This window comes from Candidatus Pantoea deserta, assembly GCF_003813865.1.
GTDB lineage: Bacteria > Pseudomonadota > Gammaproteobacteria > Enterobacterales > Enterobacteriaceae > Pantoea > Pantoea deserta.
Genome location: NZ_RMVG01000011.1, coordinates 135,276 through 157,800 on the forward strand (window position 1 = coordinate 135,276; position 22,525 = coordinate 157,800).

Annotated in this window: 23 protein-coding genes and 5 tRNA genes; 23 read left to right on the forward strand and 5 right to left on the reverse strand. The window is 55.1% G+C overall.

Features of this window, described 5'->3' with window-relative positions; translation table 11 throughout:
• Positions 1-221: 221 nt before the first annotated feature.
• Positions 222-995, reverse strand: a complete 774-nt coding sequence (locus BBB56_RS14730) for a prepilin peptidase (protein WP_123801700.1) — start codon at positions 993-995, stop codon at positions 222-224.
• A gap of 276 nt (positions 996-1,271) precedes the next feature.
• Between BBB56_RS14730 and mltB the strand changes: the two genes are divergently transcribed.
• Both mltB and BBB56_RS14740 read left to right on the forward strand, forming a co-directional pair.
• Positions 1,272-2,354, forward strand: coding sequence for a lytic murein transglycosylase B (gene mltB / locus BBB56_RS14735; protein WP_123801701.1), 1,083 nt, complete (start codon positions 1,272-1,274; stop codon positions 2,352-2,354).
• A gap of 80 nt (positions 2,355-2,434) precedes the next feature.
• Positions 2,435-2,773, forward strand: a complete 339-nt coding sequence (locus tag BBB56_RS14740; protein ID WP_123801702.1) for a zinc ribbon domain-containing protein YjdM — start codon at positions 2,435-2,437, stop codon at positions 2,771-2,773.
• Between the two features lie 35 nt (positions 2,774-2,808).
• On the opposite strand, the gene BBB56_RS14745 is transcribed toward BBB56_RS14740, so the two are convergent.
• Entirely contained in the window at positions 2,809-3,696 is an 888-nt protein-coding gene (locus tag BBB56_RS14745; protein ID WP_123801703.1) for a dihydrodipicolinate synthase family protein, read from the reverse strand.
• A gap of 147 nt (positions 3,697-3,843) precedes the next feature.
• Here BBB56_RS14745 and tam point away from each other — a divergent pair, with 147 nt between their 5' ends.
• The 15 genes from tam to luxS all read left to right on the forward strand — a co-directional run bounded on the left by tam (position 3,844) and on the right by luxS (position 14,710).
• The gene (gene tam, locus BBB56_RS14750) at positions 3,844-4,623 is read left to right on the forward strand and encodes a trans-aconitate 2-methyltransferase (RefSeq protein ID WP_123801704.1); all 780 of its coding nucleotides are present in this window, start codon (positions 3,844-3,846) and stop codon (positions 4,621-4,623) included.
• Positions 4,624-4,721: 98 nt separating this feature from the next.
• Positions 4,722-5,216, forward strand: a complete 495-nt coding sequence (gene pncC, locus BBB56_RS14755; protein ID WP_123801705.1) for a nicotinamide-nucleotide amidase — start codon at positions 4,722-4,724, stop codon at positions 5,214-5,216.
• A 95-nt stretch (positions 5,217-5,311) separates the two neighbouring features.
• Positions 5,312-6,385 carry a recombinase RecA gene (recA, locus tag BBB56_RS14760; protein WP_123801706.1) on the forward strand — a complete coding sequence of 358 codons (1,074 nt, stop codon included), beginning with the start codon at positions 5,312-5,314 and terminating at the stop codon, positions 6,383-6,385.
• A gap of 110 nt (positions 6,386-6,495) precedes the next feature.
• Positions 6,496-7,008 (forward strand): regulatory protein RecX, encoded by a 513-nt coding sequence (locus BBB56_RS14765; protein ID WP_123801707.1) that lies wholly within the window; start codon positions 6,496-6,498, stop codon positions 7,006-7,008.
• A gap of 136 nt (positions 7,009-7,144) precedes the next feature.
• Positions 7,145-9,772: an alanine--tRNA ligase gene (gene alaS / locus BBB56_RS14770; protein ID WP_123801708.1), complete on the forward strand. Its 2,628-nt coding sequence runs from the start codon at positions 7,145-7,147 to the stop codon at positions 9,770-9,772.
• Between the two features lie 249 nt (positions 9,773-10,021).
• A complete protein-coding gene (gene csrA, locus BBB56_RS14775; RefSeq protein ID WP_004155916.1) occupies positions 10,022-10,207 on the forward strand; it encodes a carbon storage regulator CsrA in 186 nt (61 codons plus the stop codon).
• Between the two features lie 284 nt (positions 10,208-10,491).
• Positions 10,492-10,584: transfer RNA gene (locus tag BBB56_RS14780), tRNA-Ser, on the forward strand.
• Positions 10,585-10,593: 9 nt separating this feature from the next.
• Positions 10,594-10,670 (forward strand) — tRNA-Arg (locus tag BBB56_RS14785).
• Positions 10,671-10,758: 88 nt separating this feature from the next.
• A tRNA-Arg gene (locus BBB56_RS14790) sits at positions 10,759-10,835 on the forward strand.
• Positions 10,836-10,890: 55 nt separating this feature from the next.
• Positions 10,891-10,967, forward strand: a tRNA-Arg gene (locus tag BBB56_RS14795).
• Positions 10,968-11,034: 67 nt separating this feature from the next.
• Positions 11,035-11,111 (forward strand) — tRNA-Arg (locus BBB56_RS14800).
• A 305-nt stretch (positions 11,112-11,416) separates the two neighbouring features.
• On the forward strand, positions 11,417-11,983 hold the full coding sequence (yqaB, locus tag BBB56_RS14805; RefSeq protein WP_123801709.1) for a fructose-1-phosphate/6-phosphogluconate phosphatase: 567 nt from the start codon (positions 11,417-11,419) through the stop codon (positions 11,981-11,983).
• Complete coding sequence (locus tag BBB56_RS14810) at positions 11,980-12,408, forward strand: YqaA family protein (protein ID WP_123801710.1); 429 nt, start codon at positions 11,980-11,982, stop codon at positions 12,406-12,408. The genes yqaB and BBB56_RS14810 overlap by 4 nt, the downstream gene beginning before the upstream one ends.
• A 31-nt stretch (positions 12,409-12,439) precedes the next feature.
• Entirely contained in the window at positions 12,440-14,044 is a 1,605-nt protein-coding gene (gene gshA, locus BBB56_RS14815) for a glutamate--cysteine ligase (RefSeq protein ID WP_123801711.1), read from the forward strand.
• A gap of 150 nt (positions 14,045-14,194) precedes the next feature.
• Positions 14,195-14,710, forward strand: coding sequence for an S-ribosylhomocysteine lyase (gene luxS / locus BBB56_RS14825; protein WP_103794837.1), 516 nt, complete (start codon positions 14,195-14,197; stop codon positions 14,708-14,710).
• 61 nt (positions 14,711-14,771) lie between these two features.
• Here the strand turns inward: luxS and BBB56_RS14830 are convergent, their stop codons facing one another.
• Both BBB56_RS14830 and BBB56_RS14835 read right to left on the reverse strand, forming a co-directional pair.
• The gene (locus BBB56_RS14830) at positions 14,772-16,058 is read right to left on the reverse strand and encodes an HlyC/CorC family transporter (protein ID WP_123801713.1); all 1,287 of its coding nucleotides are present in this window, start codon (positions 16,056-16,058) and stop codon (positions 14,772-14,774) included.
• An 18-nt stretch (positions 16,059-16,076) separates the two neighbouring features.
• A complete protein-coding gene (locus BBB56_RS14835) occupies positions 16,077-16,874 on the reverse strand; it encodes a cytochrome C assembly family protein (RefSeq protein ID WP_123801714.1) in 798 nt (265 codons plus the stop codon).
• Between the two features lie 164 nt (positions 16,875-17,038).
• Between BBB56_RS14835 and ffh the strand changes: the two genes are divergently transcribed.
• From ffh to rplS, 5 genes are all read left to right on the forward strand, one after another.
• Positions 17,039-18,400: a signal recognition particle protein gene (ffh, locus tag BBB56_RS14840; RefSeq protein WP_123801715.1), complete on the forward strand. Its 1,362-nt coding sequence runs from the start codon at positions 17,039-17,041 to the stop codon at positions 18,398-18,400.
• 144 nt (positions 18,401-18,544) lie between these two features.
• Positions 18,545-18,793 (forward strand): 30S ribosomal protein S16, encoded by a 249-nt coding sequence (gene rpsP, locus BBB56_RS14845; RefSeq protein ID WP_038624540.1) that lies wholly within the window; start codon positions 18,545-18,547, stop codon positions 18,791-18,793.
• Between the two features lie 18 nt (positions 18,794-18,811).
• The gene (gene rimM / locus BBB56_RS14850) at positions 18,812-19,360 is read left to right on the forward strand and encodes a ribosome maturation factor RimM (protein WP_123801716.1); all 549 of its coding nucleotides are present in this window, start codon (positions 18,812-18,814) and stop codon (positions 19,358-19,360) included.
• 35 nt (positions 19,361-19,395) lie between these two features.
• Entirely contained in the window at positions 19,396-20,157 is a 762-nt protein-coding gene (trmD, locus tag BBB56_RS14855; RefSeq protein ID WP_123801717.1) for a tRNA (guanosine(37)-N1)-methyltransferase TrmD, read from the forward strand.
• A 42-nt stretch (positions 20,158-20,199) separates the two neighbouring features.
• The gene (rplS, locus tag BBB56_RS14860; RefSeq protein WP_123801718.1) at positions 20,200-20,547 is read left to right on the forward strand and encodes a 50S ribosomal protein L19; all 348 of its coding nucleotides are present in this window, start codon (positions 20,200-20,202) and stop codon (positions 20,545-20,547) included.
• An 80-nt stretch (positions 20,548-20,627) separates the two neighbouring features.
• On the opposite strand, the gene BBB56_RS14865 is transcribed toward rplS, so the two are convergent.
• A complete protein-coding gene (locus tag BBB56_RS14865) occupies positions 20,628-21,155 on the reverse strand; it encodes a GNAT family N-acetyltransferase (RefSeq protein WP_123801719.1) in 528 nt (175 codons plus the stop codon).
• A gap of 288 nt (positions 21,156-21,443) precedes the next feature.
• On the opposite strand from BBB56_RS14865, the gene BBB56_RS14870 reads away from it, so the two are divergent.
• A complete protein-coding gene (locus BBB56_RS14870; RefSeq protein ID WP_123801720.1) occupies positions 21,444-22,523 on the forward strand; it encodes a 3-deoxy-7-phosphoheptulonate synthase in 1,080 nt (359 codons plus the stop codon).
• Positions 22,524-22,525: the final 2 nt, after the last annotated feature.

Below are 22,525 nucleotides of genomic sequence, written 5' to 3' on the forward strand. Positions count from 1 at the left end.
TTATGAAAAGTTGCAACCTGAACATCAAGACTGCCGCCTTTGGCCCGTCGGGCCGCAACCATTCCGATCGGCCCTCAGCTCCCTGTCTGCCATTGTCGGAGACGGATAAAACAGGGGGCATTGCCCGTGACGTTATCAGGCGGCGGCATAAAAGCCTAACGGAATCCGGCGCGGATGCCAGCCGGTGCGAGATGTTACGCAAAATTTCGTCAGACAAGGTCTTATGCCAGACTGCCGAGCAGCAGAACTTCTCCCGCCAGCGCCAGGCAGGGACCAAAAGGTAAAGGCAGATGCAGCGGACGTTGCCTCACCAGGCGCGCCAGCAGCGCGGCCAGTAGACCAAGGCCGGAGGCGATAAGCAGCAGCAGAGGAAGCGGCTGCCAGCCTAGCCAGCCACCCAGCGCCGCCAGCAATTTGGCATCGCCGCCGCCCAGCCCTTCGCGATGACATAAAACAGAGTAGCCCCAGGCCAGCAGCCGGAACAGGAGATAGCCGCATGTGGCACCGAGGATCGCCTCGGCAGGGCGGCTAAACGGCAGCAGCTGGCAGCTATGAAACAGCAGGCCGAGCCAGAGCAGCGGCAGGGTCAAGGCATCGGGCAGCAGCTGATAATCCAGGTCGATCAGCGTCAGCGCCAGCAAAAAACCGCTGACTAACAGCGCCGCGGCCAGCGCGCCGTTCCACGGCAGCCGCATCGCCAGCAGCACACTTAGCGCCGCGCTGGCCGCTTCGATCGCCGGATAGCGCCAGGAGACGGGCTGGCGGCAGTAGCGGCAGCGGCCGCGCAACAGCAGCCAGCTCAGCAGCGGAATAAGGTCGGACGCAGGCAGGCCTCTCTTGCAGCGCGGGCAGTGAGAGCAGGGGCGCGTCAGCGACAACCGGCGCTGCGGATGCTGCACCATCAGGGGCAGGCGATAGATCACCACATTAAGAAAGCTGCCCACGCAGAGCGACAGCGCGACTATTATCAGCCATGCAACAGGGTTGTGGCTCATCGAGAGTGCCTCCTCTTCCTTGATACCGCCAGCGTCAACGGGCGCGAATAGCAGCACTCTATTCCTGCTCTCTGCGCTGCGCAGAAAAAAAAGCTGTTATCTCCTGTGCTTGCGAGACGATTCTCAGCTAAGTCACCTCGTTACACCGATTATTGCCCGATTTTTCGCGCCCGCTCACAGCATGAGCTGGCGCTATTTTTGCGTTTCGCCCTGTCCAATTTGGGAGCGAATGTTTACCATAATTCGTTACCTTCACTGCATGCTTATGGATTTCAAATGCGTTTCAAGATCACTTTATTTCCGCTTATTGCCTTACTGGCGGCTTGCAGCAGTAAACCTGAGTCCGCGCCGCAGGCGGCTACGCTGGCCGCGCCGAAAGGGGGCTTTCTGCTTGAACAGTCCCACGCCATACAGCCGATGTCAGGCGACTTTGCCGGGAACCCGGCCGCCGAGCAGTTTATCGACCGCATGGTGGAGAAGCATGGATTTGATCGTCAGCAACTGCATGCCGTTATTGGTCAGGCGAAACGACTGGATTACGTGCTGCGCCTGATGGATCGTCAGGCTCCCTCTTATACCCCGCCAGCCGGGCCTAACGGCGCCTGGATCCGCTATCGCAAACAGTTTATTACCCCGGATAACGTGCAGAACGGCGTGGCCTTCTGGAATCAGTATCAGGATGCGCTAACCCGCGCCGAACAGGTTTATGGCGTGCCGCCGGAAATCATCGTCGGCATTATCGGCGTTGAGACGCGCTGGGGCCGCGTGATGGGAAAAACCCGTATTCTCGATGCGCTGGCTACGCTGTCGTTTAATTACCCACGCCGCGCCAGCTATTTCAGCAGCGAGCTGGAAACCTTCCTGCTGATGGCGCGCAACGAAGAGGACGATCCGCTGGATCTGAAAGGCTCCTTCGCCGGCGCTATGGGCTACGGCCAGTTTATGCCTTCCTCTTATCAGCAGTACGCGGTTGATTTTAACGGCGACGGCCACGTCAACCTGTGGGACCCGGTGGATGCGATCGGCAGCGTGGCGCACTACTTCAAAGAGCACGGCTGGCGCAGCGGGGAAGGGGTAGCGGTGCCCGCCAGCGGCCAGGCGCCGCTGCTGGAGAACGGCTTTAAAACCAGCTACACACCGGAAATGCTGGCCGTATCGGGTCTCTCTCCGCAAGGTTCGCTGGACGGCAACACTCAGGTCAGTTTGCTGCGTCTGGATATGGGCACCAGCTATCAGTACTGGTACGGCTTGCCTAACTTCTACGCCATCACGCGCTATAACCACAGCACGCACTACGCGATGGCGGTATGGCAGCTTGGGGTAGCGGTAAGTAAAGCGCGCAGCGGCGCGATGTTCTGATTGCTGTCCTTAATAACTGTAAGGGTATATGATGACGCCCCTCTGGCGTCATCATCATCTCAGTTGTTTCAGGAGCAGTTATGCAATCACTTCCCCCATGTCCTCTTTGTCAGGCTGAATACAGCTGGCAGGATGGCGATAACCTTAACTGTCCCGCCTGCGGCCATATCTGGTCGCTTAGCGAAGGCGATAGCCCTGCGGATCGTCTGGTGGTACGCGACGCTAACGGCAACCTGCTTGAAGATGGCGATACGGTAACGGTAATCAAAGATCTCAAAGTAAAGGGCAGCTCTTCCACGCTCAAAATCGGCACGCGCGTTAAAGGCATCCGTCTGGTCGAGGGCGATCACAATATCGACTGCAAAATTGACGGCTTCGGCCCGATGAAGCTGAAATCAGAATTTGTGAAGCGCGGATAAGCAGGGCGGGCGCATCCTGCGCCCACTCCTTTTTATCATTCAAACAGCTGGTCTATGGACTCACACTGCGCCGCAGTCAGCGCGCCGCCGTAGTTGCGTGACAGGCTGCTCATCGAGTCAAAGCGTCGCGACACCGCTGTCTTAATCGTCGTAACGAAGTCTTCTCCAATGGCGTATATCGCCATCAGCCTGCCGATACGCTGCTGTATACGCGTCAGAGCCGCCAGATCCTGCTCGCGCCACGCCTGCATCGCAGCGGCAAACAGCTCAGGCACAATATTATTCAGACCAGAAATAACGCCTGCGCCGCCTGCCAGCAGGTTCGGCAGCAGATATTCGTCATAGCCGGAGAGCACGGCGAAATCGTCGCGTACTTTCCTGGTCTCCTCAATCAGGGCGCGGTTGTGCGACAGGCAGTCTACGGTATCTTTAATGCCTGCAAAATTGGGCAGTTCGGCTGCCAGCTGGCTGACCAGCGCGGGCGTCAGATCGCAGCCGGTGCGTGCCGGGAAGTTATAGGCGAACCATTTGCCGCCAATCTGCTTATCCAGCTCGCGAAAATAGCTCAGCAGCTGGCGCGGCGTCTGACCATAGTAATAGGGCGGCAGAACCATCACCGCGTCAAAATCGTTTTTCCAGGCCGCTTCGGCCAGCGCCAGCATATCGGGTACGCAGGTGCTGGAGATATTGGCGACGAGGGTGAGCGTCGTAAGCTGGCGCGCCTCGCGAATCAGCAGCAGCCGCTCCTGTTGGGTAAGCGAGGCAAATTCGCCAATGCTGCCCATCAGCAGTAAGGTATCAATACCTGAAACGTTCAGGCGGCTAAAATGGCGGCCCAGCGCATCAATGTCTGGCTGATTGTGGACAGTAAAAGGCGTCACGGATGGACACCACACGCCGGAAAACGGGGGTTGCGAGATCATAGAGGCTCCTGAACGCGGTGAGAAAAATGAAACAATGTTTTAACTTAATGCGCAGCGCTGCTGCTTACCATCTCAGCGCGCAAAAGTGGGCCGCGCATCGCATTTTTCCGCATCGGCATCCCGGCTGGCTAACGCAAGAGGTGACTTATGCAGGACTGGAACCCTCAGCTTTATCGGCAGTTTGAATCTGAAAGAACGCGGCCCGCGCAGGAGCTGCTGTCGCGTATACCCGTAACGGAAGTCGGTTTCGCCACGGATTTAGGCTGTGGTCCCGGCAACAGCACCGAGCTGCTGGCGCGCGCCTGGCCAGACGCCAGCATTTACGGCGTGGACAGTTCAGCCGCGATGCTGGAACAGGCGCGCAGTCGGCTGCCGCAGGGAACCTTTCTCCACCAGGATATTCGTCACTGGCGGGCAGCCGAGCCGCAGCAGGTGATTTATGCCAATGCTTCGCTTCAGTGGCTGGATGATCACGATACCCTGTTACCGCATCTGGTAAAGCAGCTGGACAGCGGCGGCGCGCTGGCCATACAGATGCCGGATAATTTGCAGGAGCCTTCGCACCGTTTGATGCGCGACGTCGCCGCCAGCGCGCCCTGGCGGCAGCGTACCGTCGGGGTTGAACGCTCGCCGCTTATGAGCAGCGAGCGCTACTACGATCTGCTGGTGGAGACAGGTTGTGACGTCGACATCTGGCGCACCACCTATTATCACGTTATGGCAGATGCGCAGGCGATTGTGACCTGGCTGAAAGCCACCGGACTCCGGCCGTTTCTGGCGGCGCTCGATCCCGATGAGCAGACGCGATTTCTTGAGCAGTATCATCAGGCGCTGCAACAGGCTTACCCGACGCGCGCCGACGGTCGCGTTTTGCTGGCTTTCCCGCGTCTTTTTATCGTAGCGATGAAAACGGCGACATCGCCCTGAGAGAAGGAACGCAAAGGCAGCAGGCTGACAGGGCGGTGGGTTGAAAATATCTGCTTTCTCCACCATGTTCTCTTTACTCAGCAGAAAGGATGAGCGTAATGAACGACCAGCAATTACAGCGTTTAAGCGAGGCTGTGGGGGGACGCCTGAAGGCGAAAGGGTGCACGGTAACCTGTGCCGAATCCTGTACGGGCGGCTGGATCGCCAAGGTGTTTACCGACGTCAGCGGCAGTTCGGCCTGGTTTGAACGCGGGTTTGTTACCTATAGTAATGAGGCCAAGCAGGAGCTGGTCGGCGTGTCAGCCGACGCGCTGGCGCAGTATGGCGCGGTGAGCGAAGCTGTTGTGCGCCAGATGGCGCAGGGCGCGCAGCGGGCCGCGCGCGCAGACTATGCGGTGTCGGTCAGCGGTATCGCCGGACCTGACGGCGGCAGCGCGGAAAAACCCGTCGGCACCGTATGGTTTGGCTTTGCCGCGCCGCAGGGCGTCGTAGTGGCGAAAAAGCAGCAATTTCAAGGCGATCGTGAAGCGGTGCGTCGTCAGTCTGTGGCCTTTGCGCTCCAGACATTACAGGACGATTTTTTGGCAAATTAAGCTTGATACTGTATGACTATACAGTATAATTAGCAGCAACAGAAAGCGAGCAGGCATTTGTAGCGTGCTTACCCCCGTATGAGTCAGGAGTAGAAATGGCAATTGACGAAAACAAACAGAAGGCTTTAGCTGCCGCGCTGGGCCAGATTGAAAAGCAATTCGGTAAAGGCTCCATCATGCGCCTGGGTGAAGACCGCTCAATGGACGTAGAGACCATTTCTACCGGTTCGCTTTCGCTGGATATCGCGCTGGGCGCCGGCGGTTTGCCGATGGGCCGTATCGTCGAAATCTATGGTCCGGAATCATCCGGTAAAACCACGCTGACGTTGCAGGTTATCGCCGCCGCGCAGCGCAAGGGCAAAACCTGCGCCTTTATCGATGCTGAACACGCGCTGGATCCGGTTTACGCCAAAAAGCTTGGCGTTGATATCGATAACCTGCTCTGTTCGCAGCCGGATACCGGTGAGCAGGCGCTGGAGATTTGTGATGCGCTGGCACGTTCCGGTGCCGTTGACGTTATCATCGTCGACTCCGTTGCGGCGCTGACGCCGAAAGCGGAAATCGAAGGTGAAATCGGCGACTCTCATATGGGCCTTGCGGCGCGTATGATGAGCCAGGCGATGCGTAAGCTGGCAGGTAACCTGAAGCAGTCTAACACCCTGCTGATCTTTATTAACCAGATCCGTATGAAGATCGGTGTGATGTTCGGTAACCCGGAAACCACTACCGGTGGTAACGCGCTGAAGTTCTATGCGTCTGTCCGTCTTGATATTCGTCGTATCGGCGCAATCAAAGAAGGCGACGAAGTGGTCGGCAGCGAAACCCGCGTGAAAGTGGTGAAGAACAAGATTGCGGCGCCCTTTAAACAGGCTGAGTTCCAGATCATGTACGGCGAAGGCATCAACACCTTCGGCGAACTGGTTGACCTGGGCGTGAAGTACAAGCTGGTGGAAAAAGCCGGTGCCTGGTACAGCTATAACGGCGACAAGATTGGTCAGGGTAAAGCGAATGCCACCAACTTCCTGAAGGAAAACCCGGCGATCGCTAATGAAATCGACCTGAAGCTGCGTGATATGCTGTTGAACAGCGCGGCGGCCGAAGCTGGCGCAGCAGAGGCATCTGCTGACGCGTTAGAAGACGCAGCCAGCGAGACGAACGAAGACTTCTAATCTCGTAACGGGAGTGGGCAACCACTCCCGTTTTTCGTTTTACCCATCCTCTCTTTTTTCCTCCTCGTTCTGTCGCCATAATTCTCTTCTGTTTTAGCAAGGTGAGTCGTATGACTGAACAACCTCAACCCAACGAAATTTCTTTTTCCCGTCTGCTCGACCGCGCGATGCGCATGCTTGCCCAGCGCGATCACAGCGAGGCAGAGCTGAGGCGTAAATTGCAGCAGTCGGTGCAGCGCGCGGCTTTTATTCAGCAAAATGAGCCGGAGATCATCACCGAGGCGCAGTTAGATAAAGCGATCGGCTGGTGTCAGGAAAATGGCTGGCTGAATGAGGCGCGCTTTACCGAGCGATTTATCCAGAGCCGGAGCCGCAAAGGGTATGGACCACAGCGCATTCGACTTGAGCTGGGACAAAAGGGCGTGGCGCGGCCCGAAATCGATAGCGCTATGGAAGCCTGTGAGATTGACTGGGGCCGCTGCGCCGCGGAACTGGCGGAGCGCAAATTCGGCCTGCCTTTGCCGACAGAATGGAAGGCCAAAGCCAAAGTTCAACGCTTTTTGCAGTCAAAAGGCTTTTTCATGGAGGATATTCAAGCCGTTTTCAAAAATTTTGATGACTGAAAGCTGTGCGGGGTTTTACTTCCCTGTGAAGAAAATTTATCTTATTCCCACTTTTTTGTTCCACTGAGCAGAAAGCTGCGTGGACGCGGCTTGTCTGACAGAACGGAACCTTCGTTAGCGTGATTCCAGGATATATATGAGCAAGAGCACTGCTGAGATCCGTCAAGCGTTTCTCGACTTTTTTCATAGCAAGGGACATCAGGTTGTAGCCAGCAGCTCCCTCGTACCGAATAACGATCCGACATTGCTGTTCACCAACGCCGGTATGGTCCAGTTTAAAGATGTATTTCTGGGCCAGGATAAGCGCGACTATTCCCGCGCGACGACGTCGCAGCGCTGCGTGCGCGCCGGTGGCAAGCACAACGATCTGGAGAATGTGGGGTACACCGCACGTCACCACACCTTTTTTGAGATGCTGGGCAACTTCAGCTTTGGCGACTATTTCAAGAAAGAAGCGATTGCTTATGCCTGGGAGCTGTTAACGGGAGAAACCTGGTTTGCTCTGCCGAAAGAGCGTCTGTGGGTCACCGTCTATGAAACCGATGATGAAGCCTATGACATCTGGGCTAATGACATCGGCGTGCCGCGCGAGCGTATTATTCGTATCGGCGATAATAAAGGCAGCGCTTACGCGTCTGATAACTTCTGGCAGATGGGCGATACCGGTCCCTGCGGTCCATGCAGCGAAATTTTCTACGATCACGGCGATCACATCTGGGGCGGACCGCCGGGCAGCCCGGAAGAAGATGGCGATCGCTACATCGAGATCTGGAACATCGTCTTTATGCAGTTCAACCGTCAGCCGGACGGCACCATGCTGCCGCTGCCGAAGCCGTCTGTTGATACCGGGATGGGGCTGGAGCGTATCTCCGCCGTACTGCAACACGTAAATTCCAACTATGAAATCGATCTGTTCGACAAGCTGATCAAAGCCGTTGCCGAAGTGACTGGCGCGACCGATCTCAGCAATAAATCCCTGCGCGTCATCGCCGACCATATTCGTTCCTGCGCCTTCCTCATCGCGGACGGCGTGATTCCGTCCAACGAGAATCGCGGGTACGTGCTGCGTCGCATCATTCGTCGCGCGGTGCGTCACGGCAATATGCTGGGCGCCAAAGAGGCCTTTTTCTTCAGGCTGGTTGCGCCGCTGATAGAGGTGATGGGCGCTGCGGGCGAAGATTTAAAGCGCCAGCAGAGCCAGGTAGAAACGGTGCTTAAAACCGAAGAAGAGCAGTTCGCTAAAACGCTGGAGCGCGGTCTGGCGCTGCTGGACGATGAGCTGGCGAAACTTCAGGGCGATACCCTCGATGGCGAAACCGTTTTCCGTCTTTACGATACCTTCGGCTTCCCGGTTGACCTGACGGCTGACGTTTGCCGCGAGCGCAATCTCAAAATCGACGAAGCGGGCTTTGAGAAGGCGATGGAGCAGCAGCGCCAACGCGCGCGCGAGGCAAGCGGTTTTGGCGCTGACTACAGCAATGTAATCAGTATCGACGCGGCTTCAGCGTTTAAAGGCTATGACCAGCTCGATCTTACCGCTACGGTGAAAGCGCTCTACGTCGACGGCGTTGCTGTCGATAGCGTCGCAGCGGGTCAGGAAGCGGTAGTGGTGCTGGACGAAACGCCATTCTACGGCGAATCCGGCGGTCAGGTCGGCGATACGGGTCTGTTGAAAGGGAAGAATGCTGAATTTAGCGTTCAGGATACACAAAAATATGGTCAGGCTATTGGCCATATCGGTAAGCTGACGGCAGGCCATCTGCGTATCAACGATCGGGTTGAGGCGCAGGTCGATGAAGCGCGCCGCGCGCGTATCCGCTTGAACCACTCCGCCACGCATCTTCTGCATGCGGCGCTGCGTCAGGTTCTCGGCGAGCACGTGGCGCAGAAAGGGTCGCTGGTTAACGATAAATACCTGCGTTTCGACTTCTCACATTTCGAGGCGATGAAACCCCAGGAAATTCATCAGGTCGAAGAGATTGTCAACGCCCAGATTCGACGCAACCTGCCGGTTGAAACCGACGTCATGGACATTGACGCAGCCAAAGGCAAGGGCGCGATGGCGCTGTTCGGCGAGAAATATGATCAGCGTGTGCGCGTGCTGACTATGGGCGATTTCTCTATCGAACTGTGTGGCGGTACGCACGCGGCTCGCACCGGCGACATTGGCCTGTTCCGTATTCTGGCCGAGTCCGGCACGGCCGCAGGCGTACGCCGTATCGAAGCCGTTACTGGCGAAGGTGCGCTGGCGCAGGTTTATGCGCAGAGCAATCAGCTGCACGACATCGCGCAGCTGGTGAAAGCCAACAGCAGTAACCTGAATGATAAGGTACGCGGGCTGGTCGACCATGTTCGTGCGCTGGAGAAAGAGTTACAGCAGCTGCGCGATCAGCAGGCCGCGCAGGAGAGCGCTTCACTGAGCAGCAAGGCTATCGACATCAACGGCGTGAAGCTGCTGGTGAGCGAGCTGAGCAATGTCGAGCCGAAGATGTTGCGCACCATGGTTGACGATCTGAAAAATCAGCTGGGTTCGGCGGTGATTGTGCTGGCGACCGTAGCGGAAGGAAAAGTGTCGTTGATTGCGGGCGTGACCAAAGATCTGACTGACCGCGTAAAAGCGGGCGAGTTAGTGGGCGAGCTGGCGCAGCAGGTTGGCGGTAAAGGCGGCGGACGTCCCGATATGGCGCAGGCTGGCGGTACCGATGCGCAGGCGCTGAAAGGCGCGCTGGCAGGCGTTGAAAGCTGGGTCAGTAACCGCCTGTAATGAAATAGAACAATCCATCGTGAAAAGCGCCAGGGGCTAAGGTTCCGGCGCTTTTTAACACGATGTGCATCAAGTAATAACAAAGTCAGGTCGATGTAGTGTATTTCGGCTAAACTAACTATCAGCAGAATGTATTGGCGTAGCGACGTGCATTGGTGTATTTGTCATAGTCAATGTTCAGCGTTAAATGATGGATAATGCCGGGAGCCCGAACAGGCCCGACTCTTTTAATCTTTCAAGGAGCAAAGAATGCTTATTCTAACTCGTCGAGTTGGTGAAACCCTCATGATTGGCGATGAGGTGACTGTAACGGTGCTGGGAGTGAAAGGTAACCAGGTTCGTATCGGTGTGAACGCGCCGAAAGAGGTCTCAGTGCATCGCGAAGAGATTTATCAGCGCATTCAGGCCGAAAAAACTCAGCAAACGAGTTACTAACGGATTCAGCGCCTCGCAACCTGTTGCGAGGCGCGACCGCTTTCCCGCTTTTTCTGTTTTCTTCTCTGCTGTTCCTCTTGTGTAATTTTCCTCTGTCTCTGACTTTCATTGTTGATAAATCACTCTTTTTGTCGGCAAATTGTTCCAATTGAACGTCATTTGTGCAAACGATCCGATGGCGGGAAAAATTGTTTGACTTATAAGTGCGGGAAAGTAATATGTGCGCCACGCAGTGCCGATGAGCGGAAGCAAAGTTCAGAAGCACAGTTCGTAAGAACGCGTAAGGTGAGGTGGCCGAGAGGCTGAAGGCGCTCCCCTGCTAAGGGAGTATGCGGTCAAAAGCTGCATCCGGGGTTCGAATCCCCGCCTCACCGCCATTTTCCGATGCATCCGTAGCTCAGCTGGATAGAGTACTCGGCTACGAACCGAGCGGTCGGAGGTTCGAATCCTCCCGGATGCACCATCTTTAAGATGCGGAAAAAAAGTAAGTGAAAGAGTCGTTCCTTTCTCGGTGAGTTGTTAGCACCCTGCGTTGTACAAGAATTATCTATGCATCCGTAGCTCAGCTGGATAGAGTACTCGGCTACGAACCGAGCGGTCGGAGGTTCGAATCCTCCCGGATGCACCATATTCCTGTCACTTCCTGGTTGTCTGATTTAATCCCTGTAAAACGATTTCTCAATGCATCCGTAGCTCAGCTGGATAGAGTACTCGGCTACGAACCGAGCGGTCGGAGGTTCGAATCCTCCCGGATGCACCATATCTTGCGATGTGGATAAAAGATTTATCACCCAGGCGCTGTACCCTCTGCAACACGATTTCCCGATGCATCCGTAGCTCAGCTGGATAGAGTACTCGGCTACGAACCGAGCGGTCGGAGGTTCGAATCCTCCCGGATGCACCATCATCTCTCCTGATATTACCTGCTTTCTGAACTGACACCCTGTGCTGTATCTGTATTCTCCGGACGCCTCATTGCCAGCCCGCTTTCGCCAGCTTTATCCTCACCTTACGCTTAACATTCCTGCTTAAGCTAAAACTTAAACTCCCTGAAATTCCCGGCAGTTACACCCGGTTTCGCCCGATCACCTTTTTCTGAAAAGAAAAAATGCTAATGCTTTCAAAGCATTTGCTGTTCATGTCCCCTGGCGACAACCTGTGCACATTACGCTAAAGTAAGTGCACATTTATTGGGTGTCCGGAGTGAGGATGTACGATCAATATGACGCACTGATTTTCGATATGGACGGCACGATTCTGGATAGCGAGCCGACACATCGAAAAGCGTGGCATCAGGTCCTGGGACGATATGGTTTAACGTTAGATGAATCGCAAATGGTGAGTTTCAACGGCGCGCCCACCTGGCGGCTCGCGCAGTTTATTATCGAAACAAACCACTCTTCCCTCGATCCGCATCTGCTTGCCGCAGAGAAAACGACGGCGGTTAAAGCCATGCTGCTGGAGAACGTTAAGCCGCTTCCGTTGATGGAGGTGGTAAAGGCTTATCACGGACGGCGTCCAATGGCGGTTGGCACAGGCAGCGAACACAGCATGGCGGATGCGCTGCTCAGTCAGTTGGGCGTACGTGAGCTTTTCACCGCCGTCGTGGGGGCCGATGACGTAGAACGGCATAAACCCGAACCCGATACCTTTTTACGTTGCGCAGCGCTAATGGGCGTCGATCCGGCGCGCTGTGTCGTGTTTGAAGACGCCGATTTTGGCGTGCAGGCGGCGAGAGCGGCAGGCATGGATGTGGTTGATGTTCGTCTACTGTGAGTGACACGCTGGCGCTTGCTTCCTTGTTCGGCAGTAGTTTTCTCAGCGCGACCCTGTTACCGGGAAGCTCCGAGGCGCTGCTGATTGCGTTACTGGTTGCCAAAAAGGCTTCCGTTTATGGGTTGATTATCGCTGCATCAGTGGGCAATACGCTGGGCGGCTTAACCAATATTTTTCTTGGTCGCCTGCTGCCGTTAAAACAGCAGGGGCGATGGCATGACACAGCAATAACGTGGTTACACCGACTGGGACCTGCTGCGCTGCTGTTGAGCTGGCTGCCGGTGATTGGCGACCTGCTCTGCGTACTGGCAGGCTGGTTGCGCTTTGCCTGGTTTCCGGTCCTGGTGTTTCTCGCCATCGGGAAAACACTGCGTTATATCGTTATCGCGACCGCCACCTTACAGGGCATGCAATGGTGGCATTGATTCGCACAGATTCGAGGCTAGGGTTAACATTATGCTGAACAAAAATAAATTACTGTCCCAGCGGGAGGTTAATGTGATCCCGGACGTATCAAAAGCGCTCTCCTGGCTGGAGGCGCATCCCAATGCCTTGAAAGGTATTGGTCGCGGCATTGAGCGCGAAACGCTGCGCGTTAAGCCAGACGGTCATCTGGCTGAAAGCGGCCATCCTGACTCTCTGGGTTCGGCGCTTAAACATGACTGGATTACAACCGATTTCGCCGAGACGCTGCTGGAGTTTATTACGCCAGTGGATCAAAACATCGACCATATGCTGGCGTTCCTGCGCGATATTCATCGCCATGTCGCCAGAGAGCTGGGCGATGAGCGGATGTGGCCGTTTAGCATGCCTTGTCTGATCGATGACGCTGACCATATTGAGCTGGCGCAGTATGGCAGTTCTAATATTGGCCGCATGAAAACGCTCTATCGACAGGGATTGAAAAATCGCTACGGCGCGCTGATGCAGACGATTTCCGGCATTCATTACAACTTTTCGCTGCCGCTCAGCTTCTGGCAGGAGTGGGCGGACGTTAAAGATGCCGAGAGCGGCAAAGAGACCATTTCCGCAGGCTATCTACGTTTGATCCGCAACTACTACCGTTTTGGCTGGGTTATCCCTTATCTGTTCGGCGCGTCGCCGGCGATTAGCTCCAGCTTTCTGCAAGGGCGCGAAAGCAAACTGCCGTTTGAAACCGATGGTAAAGATTCGCTATGGCTGCCCTATGCCACCTCGCTGCGCCTGAGCGATCTCGGCTATACCAATAAGTCTCAGAGCGGGCTTGGCATTACCTTTAACTCATTAGATGGCTACGTTAAGGCGCTGAAAGCCGCCATTAAAACCCCGTCTGAAGAGTATGCCGCAATGGGCACCAAAGATGCCGACGGTAACTGGCTACAGCTCAACACCAATGTGTTGCAGATCGAGAATGAGCTGTATGCGCCGATTCGTCCGAAGCGCGTGACGCGTTCCGGCGAAGCGCCGTCAGATGCGCTGCTGCGCGGCGGTATCGAATATATTGAAGTACGCTCGCTCGACATCAATCCCTTCTCGGCTATCGGCGTTGATGCTGACCAGGTCCGTTTCCTCGACCTGTTCCTGATCTGGTGTACCCTGGCTGACGCGCCCGAAATGAGCGCCGACGAACTGCTGTGCAGCCGTAAAAACTGGAACCGCGTCGTGCTGGAAGGGCGCAAGCCGAATCAGATGATTTCAGTGGGCTGTAGCGAAACCGAACATTCGCTGGTTGAAGTGGGCAAAGCGCTGTTTGCCGATCTGCATCGCGTGGCTGAAGTGCTCGACAGCAATCAGGGCAGCACGCAATATCAACAGGTTTGCGATCAACTGGTAGCATCCTTTGACGATCCTGAGCTAACCTATTCGGCGCGCATTCTGCATGCCATGAAAGAGAATGGCGTAGCAGGCACCGGCATCGCGCTGGCGGAACAGTATCGACATATGCTGTGTGAAGAGCCGCTGGAAGTGGTGACGGAAGACGATTTTGCGCGTCAGGCGCAAGAGTCGGTTGCGAAGCAGAAGCAGCTGGAAGAGGGCGATACGCTGGATTTCGAAGCTTATCTCGCCGGTCGCGAAGGCTGAAAAAGAAAAAGGCCACATCAATGTGGCCAAATTAACATCTCTGTTGTCAGGGATGATGATAACAAATGCGCGTCTTTCATATATTCAGACGCTGGGCGAACAGAAAAGTTTCATCTTTTATAAAAAAATTTTCAGAACAGGAGGTGACGTATGCCACTACTGGACAGTTTTACCGTTGACCATACCATCATGGCCGCGCCCGCGGTGCGTGTTGCGAAGACCATGAAGACTCCGCATGGCGATACCATCACCGTTTTTGACCTGCGTTTCTGCCGTCCGAACAAAGAGATCCTGACCGAGCGCGGTATTCATACGCTGGAGCATCTGTTTGCAGGCTTTATGCGTAATCATCTGAACGGCGACGGCGTGGAAATCGTTGATATCTCCCCGATGGGATGCCGTACCGGTTTCTATATGAGCCTGATTGGCACACCTGACGAGCAGCGCGTCGCCAGCGCATGGAAAGGGGCAATGGAAGACGTTCTGAAAGTCAAAGATCAGAACCAGATCCCTGAGCTGAACGAGTACCAGTGCGGCAGCTATAAGCTGCACTCGCTGGACGAAGCGCAGCAGATTGCGCGCAACGTGCTGGCGCATGACATTGGCGTCAACCGCAACGAAGATCTGAAACTGCCGCAGGAGAAGTTGCAGGAGCTGCACATCTAGCCGCTGTTTCCGACCGCAAAAAAAACGCCGCATCGCTGCGGCGTTTTTTTATGGGCGGGCGTCAGGAGCCGACGGACGTTTTTAGCGGCGTCTTTGGCGTAATGCGCACCTGCTTCACCATGTTGTCCTGCACATCCAGAATATCAACAGCGTAATTGGAGACTTCAACGCGGGTATTGATCTCCGGGATCTCCTCCAGCGCTTCCAGCAGCATGCCGTTGATGGTGCGCGCTTCCTGCTCCGGCAGATGCCAGTTAAAGGCCTTGTTGATTTCGCGCACGTTGGCGCTGCCTTCAACCAGCACCGAACCGTCATTCTGCGGCATTACCTCTTCCGCCAGCGTAGGCGACATAGAGGTGGTAAAGTCACCGACAATCTCTTCAAGAATATCTTCGATGGTGACCAGACCCTTGATGTCGCCATATTCGTCCACGACCAGACCGACTTTCTTCTTGTTGCGCTGAAATTTCACCAGCTGAATATTTAGCGGCGTTCCCTCCGGCACGTAATAGATCTCATCAGCGGCGCGCAGCAGCGTCTCTTTATTAAACTCTTTTTTCTCGGTCATGGTGCGCCAGGCTTCGCGTACGCGCAGCATGCCGACGCAGTCGTCGAGCGAATCGCGGAACAGCACAATACGGCCGTGCGGCGAATGGCTGAGCTGGCGCATCACCGACTTCCAGTCATCGTTGATATTGATACCGACGATCTCATTGCGCGGCACCATAATGTCATCGACGCTCACCTTTTCCAGATCCAGCACCGACAGCAGCATATCCTGATTACGCCGCGACATCAGGCTACGCGACTCATAAACAATGGTGCGCAGCTCTTCTTTGCTCAGCGCGGCGCTGGTTGCGCTCTCGGTTTTGATGCCGACCATACGCATCAGAAGGCGCGTAATGGTATTAAGCAGCCAGACCAGCGGCGACATAATGATTTGCAGCGGACCGAGCAGCAGGCTGCTGGGAAAGGCGACCCGCTCCGGATAGAGCGCCGCTACGGTTTTCGGCAGCACTTCAGCAAACACCAGCACTACAAAGGTGAGGATGCCGGTGGCAATCGCGACGCCTTCATCGCCGTGCAGACGCATCCCGACAATCGTGGCCAGCGCGGAGGCCAGAATATTGACCAGGTTATTCCCAATCAGCACTAAGCTGAGCAGACGATCGGGGCGACGCAGGAGTTTTTCCACCCGACGCGCCGCGCGACTGCCATTTTTCGCCTGATGGCGCAGCTTATAGCGGTTGAGCGTCATCATGCCGGTTTCCGACCCGGCGAACCAGGCGGAAACCAGTACCATCACGACTAAAATAATGATCAGAGTGGTGGTTGAAACCTGTTCCAACGCAGAACTTCCTTTTGATTAAGACGAGTGAGTAAGCAGGTGCTGTAAGACACGGCTGCCGAAATAGGCCATGGTCAGCAGCAGAGCGCCGCCACAGTTAAACCACACTACCCGACGACCGCGCCAGCCTTCACGATAGTGTCCCCAGAGCAGTACGATATAGACGAACCAGGCAAGAATTGACAGGACCGCTTTATCAACATTTTCAGCGCTGAACAGGTTGTGCATGTAAAACAGCCCGGTACACAGCACCAGCGTCAGCAGCACCACGCCCACCTGGGTAATATGAAACATTTTGCGCTCAATGCTCAGCAGCGGCGGCATATCCTGCGTAAAGGCCAGCTTTTTGTTTTTCAACTGATAGTCGATCCACGCCAGCTGTAGCGCATAAAGCGCGGCGATAATCAGGGTCGCATAGGCAAACAGCGACAGGCCGATGTGGATCATCATTCCCGGCGTGGTTTCAAGATGGGTGATAAACGCATTCGGCACAAAGGTAGCGAACGCCAGGTTAATCAGCGCAAAGCTGTAGACGATCGGCAACAGCAGCCAGCCACGATTGCGCGACGCCACAATAGTCATAATGGCGCAGATAAGCAGGCTGACCAGCGAGCCGATATTGAGCAGGCTGAGGTTCTGCCCGCTGTCGACGGCAAAAATCCGCTGCTGTAGCGCCACGGCGTGCGCGACCAGCGCGACGCAGGCGGAAAGCACCGCCATTCGCCGCCATCCGCTGTTGCGTTTCAACAGGCTGGGAATGATCAGTGCAAGACTCAGAGAGTAGGCAAACAGCGCCAGGAGCGAGAAAACGGACATAGATCCTTACAGGTCAGTCAGATAAAGGAAAAGGGCAGTATAGCGCCAGCGGAAGCCGCCTCCAACCGATCTGAGGCGCAATTGCAGAGATCGTTTTCGCTTCGTGTTATAATCCGCCACATTGTGCCTGTCAGGCGCCTCGCGATTTTTTTGAGTGAGAGACAATGTTTGATAATTTAACCGATCGTTTGTCGCAAACCCTGCGCAATATCAGCGGCCGCGGAAGGCTGACCGAAGACAACATCAAGGACACGCTGCGCGAAGTGCGCATGGCGCTGCTGGAAGCCGACGTCGCGCTGCCGGTGGTGCGTGAGTTCATCAACCGCGTTAAAGAGAGCGCGGTCGGTCAGGACGTTAACAAAAGCCTGACGCCGGGTCAGGAGTTCATCAAAATCGTTCGCAACGAACTGGTTGCGGCGATGGGCGCGGAGAACAACGCGCTGAACCTGGCCGCGCAGCCGCCGGCCGTGGTGTTGATGGCGGGCTTGCAGGGTGCGGGTAAAACGACCAGCGTCGGCAAACTGGGTAAATTCTTGCGCGAAAAGCACAAGAAAAAAGTGCTGGTGGTTTCCGCTGACGTTTATCGCCCGGCGGCGATTAAACAGCTGGAAACGCTGGCGCAGCAGGTAGGCGTCGATTTCTGCCCGTCCGACCTCAGCCAGAAGCCGGTCGACATCGTTAAAAACGCGCTGAAAGAAGCGAAGCTGCAATTCTATGACGTGCTGCTGGTGGATACCGCGGGCCGTTTGCACGTTGACGAAGCGATGATGGACGAGATCAAACAGGTGCATGCCGCGATTAATCCGGTAGAAACCCTGTTTGTCGTTGACGCCATGACCGGCCAGGATGCGGCGAACACGGCGAAAGCCTTTAACGAAGCCTTGCCGCTGACCGGCGTTATCCTGACCAAAGTGGATGGCGATGCGCGCGGCGGCGCGGCGCTGTCGATTCGTCATATCACCGGCAAGCCTATCAAGTTTATGGGCGTCGGCGAGAAAACCGAGGCGCTGGAGCCGTTCTATCCGGATCGTATCGCCTCCCGCATTCTCGGTATGGGCGATGTGCTTTCGCTGATTGAAGACATCGAAAGCAAAGTCGATCGCGAGCAGGCTGAAAAGCTGGCGAAGAAACTAAAAACCGGCGACGGTTTCGACCTGAATGACTTCCTTGAGCAGCTTAAGCAGATGCGCAACATGGGCGGCATGGCGAGCCTGATGGGCAAACTGCCGGGCATGGGTCAGCTGCCGGATAACGTTAAGTCTCAGATGGACGACAAAGTGCTGGTGCGCATGGAAGCGATCATCAACTCCATGACGCGTAAAGAGCGTGAGAAGCCTGAAATTATCAAAGGCTCACGCAAGCGTCGTATCGCCGTTGGCTCTGGCATGCAGGTGCAGGACGTCAACCGTCTGCTTAAGCAGTTTGACGACATGCAGCGCATGATGAAGAAAATGAAGAAGGGCGGTATGGCGAAAATGATGCGCAGTATGAAAGGCATGATGCCGCCAGGATTCCCCGGACGCTAAGTCGTTCGGCAATAAAAGCCCGAAAGGTTGCGCTCGCAGGTTGCTTTTTGCGCCGAAATGAGTAAAATTTTCGGGCTTTTTATACAGCACCCGGGCCCCGTTCCTCGATGGGGCCCGGTTGTTTTATTAACTTAAGAGGATGTTATGGTAACAATTCGTTTGGCACGTCACGGCGCGAAAAAGCGTCCGTTCTATCAGGTCGTCGTTACTGACAGCCGCAATGCACGTAACGGTCGTTTCATCGAGCGCGTAGGCTTCTTCAACCCGATCGCATCTGGTCAGGCTGAAACGCTGCGTCTGGATCTGGACCGCATCGAGCACTGGGTTGGCCAGGGCGCAACGCTTTCCGATCGCGTTAACGCGCTGATCAAAGAAGCAAAAAAAGCAGCTTAATCTGTCACGGTGGTGAGCATGAGCAAAGAACCTGCCGCAAAACCTCCTGTTAAGCCCCTTGTTCTGGGCAAAATGGGCGGAGCATACGGCATTCGTGGCTGGCTCAAAGTGTTTTCCTCCACCGATGCGGCCGAAAGTATCTTTGACTACCAACCCTGGTTTATTCAGCGCGCCGGTAAATGGCAGCAGATTGAACTGGAAAGTTGGCGGCATCACAATCAGGACCTGATCATCAAAGTCAAAGGCATTGACGATCGGGACGCGGCGACCCAGTTGACCAATTGCGAAATCACGGTTGACTCAGCGCAGCTGCCGGAACTGAACGACGGCGACTACTACTGGAAAGACCTTATGGGCTGTCAGGTGGTTAATGTTGACGGTTACGAGATGGGCAAAGTCATTGATTTGATGGAAACCGGCTCGAACGACGTTCTCGTCGTAAAGGCAAACCTGAAAGATGCATTCGGTGTGAAGGAGCGGTTAATACCGTTTCTTGATGAACAGGTTATCAAGAAAGTCGATCTCGCTACTGGCGTCATTGAAGTAGACTGGGATCCTGGTTTTTGATCTCCGAATCGCAAGGTAACGTAACGGCGACAACGATGTGGATTGGTGTTATTAGCCTGTTTCCAGAGATGTTTCGCGCTATTACCGATTACGGGGTAACTGGCCGGGCAGTAAAGAATGGCCTGCTCAGCATCGAGAGCTGGAGTCCTCGCGACTTCGCTCACGACCGGCACCGTACGGTGGACGATCGTCCATACGGCGGCGGACCGGGAATGCTGATGATGGTGCAGCCCTTACGGGATGCAATCCACGCAGCGAAAGCGGCGGCGGGAGAAGGGGCCAGGGTGATCTATCTGTCACCTCAGGGGCGCAAACTCGACCAACAGGGCGTTTGCGAACTGGCGACGCAGCAGAAGTTAATTCTGGTTTGCGGTCGCTATGAAGGTATTGATGAGCGCGTGATTCAGACCGAAATTGACGAAGAATGGTCAATTGGCGATTACGTACTCAGCGGCGGTGAGCTGCCAGCAATGACGATGATTGACTCCGTCGCCCGGTTAATTCCTGGCGTACTGGGCAAACAGGCGTCGGCCGATGAGGATTCGTTCTCGGAGGGTTTGCTGGACTGCCCGCACTATACTCGACCTGAAGTGCTGGAAGGCATGGATGTACCGGCAGTATTACTGTCCGGCAACCATGCAGAGATTCGCCGCTGGCGCCTGAAACAGTCGCTGGGCCGGACCTGGTTAAGAAGACCTGAACTTCTGGAAAACCTGGCTCTGACTGAAGAGCAAGCAAGGTTGTTGAAAGCGTTCCAGCTGGAACATCAGCAACAAAACGATGAGGCGGTTGAGTAATCTCCCGCGACTATCAGTTTACCCAGGATAAGAGATTTAATTATGAGCAACATTATCAAGCAACTTGAACAAGAGCAGATGAAACAGGACGTACCTTCCTTCCGCCCGGGTGATTCCGTGGAAGTGAAAGTATGGGTCGTTGAAGGTTCTAAGAAACGTCTGCAGGCATTCGAGGGCGTGGTTATCGCTATCCGTAACCGCGGTCTGCACTCTGCATTCACTGTTCGTAAGATTTCTAACGGCGAAGGCGTTGAGCGTGTCTTCCAGACTCACTCTCCGGTCATCGACAGCATTTCTGTTAAACGCCGTGGTGCTGTGCGTAAAGCCAAACTGTACTACCTGCGTGAGCGTACTGGTAAGTCAGCTCGTATCAAAGAGCGTCTTAACTAAGGTATCGCTAACGCGACATCTAAAAGTTAATAGCAAACAAGGGGTTGGCGTAATGCCAGCCCCTTTTTTACGCCCGAATTTCAGGGTCGATGAACATGGTAGATAGCCGTATTCACCGGGCCGCTCTCCAGAATAATTAAGCCGTAGCGCATATCGATGAAACGCGCGCCGCATCGTTCAGCTACCGCGCGGCTGGCCGCATTATTTTCCGCTGCAAGAATTTCAATTCTGTCGATGTCCGGTCGCGCAAATCCCGTCTCAAGCAAAAGCGTCACTGCACGGCTGGCCACGCCCTTACGCTGCGCATCGCTGCGCACCCAGTATCCCAGGGCGGCAAATTGCCCAGGCTGGCGGGCAAAACGTATCCCTGCGCCGCCCAGCAGGCGATCCTGATGATCCACAATGACAAACTCTTCTGCTTCTCCCCTCGCTCTTTGCTGCTGTGTGAAGGCGATCCAGCTGGCCGCTTCTTCTGCCTGATAGTCGGCATGCGCCCAGGTCATCCAGGGCAGCAGGGTATCCAGCGAGGCATTGACGGCTTCGGTGAAAGCAGGAATGTCTGTATCAGTGAAAGGACGGAGCTGAACCAGATGAGATAAGCGAGACATAAACAACCTGATCACAAAGAATTTTTATTCAGCTTATCAGGTGAGAAGAAAGAAGGGATAAAAGCTTTTTGTAATTATTAGTTTACACTCTTGGTGAGGCTCCTTGCCTGCTATTATTATTTATATTGTTGGATTTTAACATATTTTTATAGGTTTTCCGGCGCGTGATATTTTTATGGTAATAAAAGTGTACAGGCATGGATTGCTTGTTTTACGTCCTGTGGTAAAGTGTGCCTCATCCTTTCAGAGGATCACTAACCGCATAACGAGGAAAAAAGGATCGTAGCCATGCAAAAAGACGCGCTGAACAATGTCCATATTGCTGATGAACAGATTTTGATTACCCCGGAAGAGCTTAAAGCGAAATTCCCGCTGAATGCCCAGCAGGAAGCGCAGATTGCTGCGTCTCGCCAGACCATTTCCGACATTATCGCCGGCCGCGATCCGCGTCTGCTGGTGGTGTGTGGTCCCTGTTCGATTCATGACACCGAAGCCGCTCTGGATTATGCTCGCCGCCTGAAAGATCTCTCTGAACAGTTGAAGGATCAGCTGTATATCGTTATGCGCGTCTATTTTGAAAAACCCCGCACCACCGTCGGCTGGAAAGGGTTGATCAACGATCCCTATATGAATAACTCCTTTGATATGGAAGCCGGTCTGCACATTGCGCGTCAGCTGCTGGTGAATCTGGTGGAGATGGGACTGCCGCTGGCTACTGAGGCGCTCGATCCTAACAGCCCGCAATACCTCGGCGATCTGTTCAGCTGGTCGGCCATCGGCGCGCGCACCACGGAATCTCAAACCCACCGTGAGATGGCGTCCGGCCTTTCAATGCCTGTAGGTTTCAAGAACGGCACCGACGGGAGTCTGGGCACAGCCATCAACGCGATGCGCGCGGCTGCGATGCCGCACCGTTTCGTGGGGATCAACCAGGCGGGCCAGGTCTGTTTGCTGCAAACGCAGGGCAACCCGGACGGCCATGTCATTCTGCGCGGCGGTAAAGCCCCTAACTACGGGCCGGAAGACGTGGCGCTGTGTGAAAAAGAGATGCTCAAAGCGGGACTGCGTCCGGCCTTGATGATAGATTGCAGCCATGGCAATTCTAACAAAGACTACCGCCGCCAGCCCGGCGTCGCCGAATCGGCGATCGCCCAGATTAAAGATGGCAACCGCTCGATTATTGGCCTGATGCTGGAAAGCCACATCAATGAAGGCAATCAATCATCCGAGCAGCCGCGCAGCGAAATGAAGTATGGCGTTTCCGTTACCGATGCCTGCATTAACTGGGCGAGTACCGAAACGCTGCTGCGCGACATGCATCAGGATCTGCAAGGGGTGCTGTCGGCGCGTCTGTCACACGAGGTGTAATG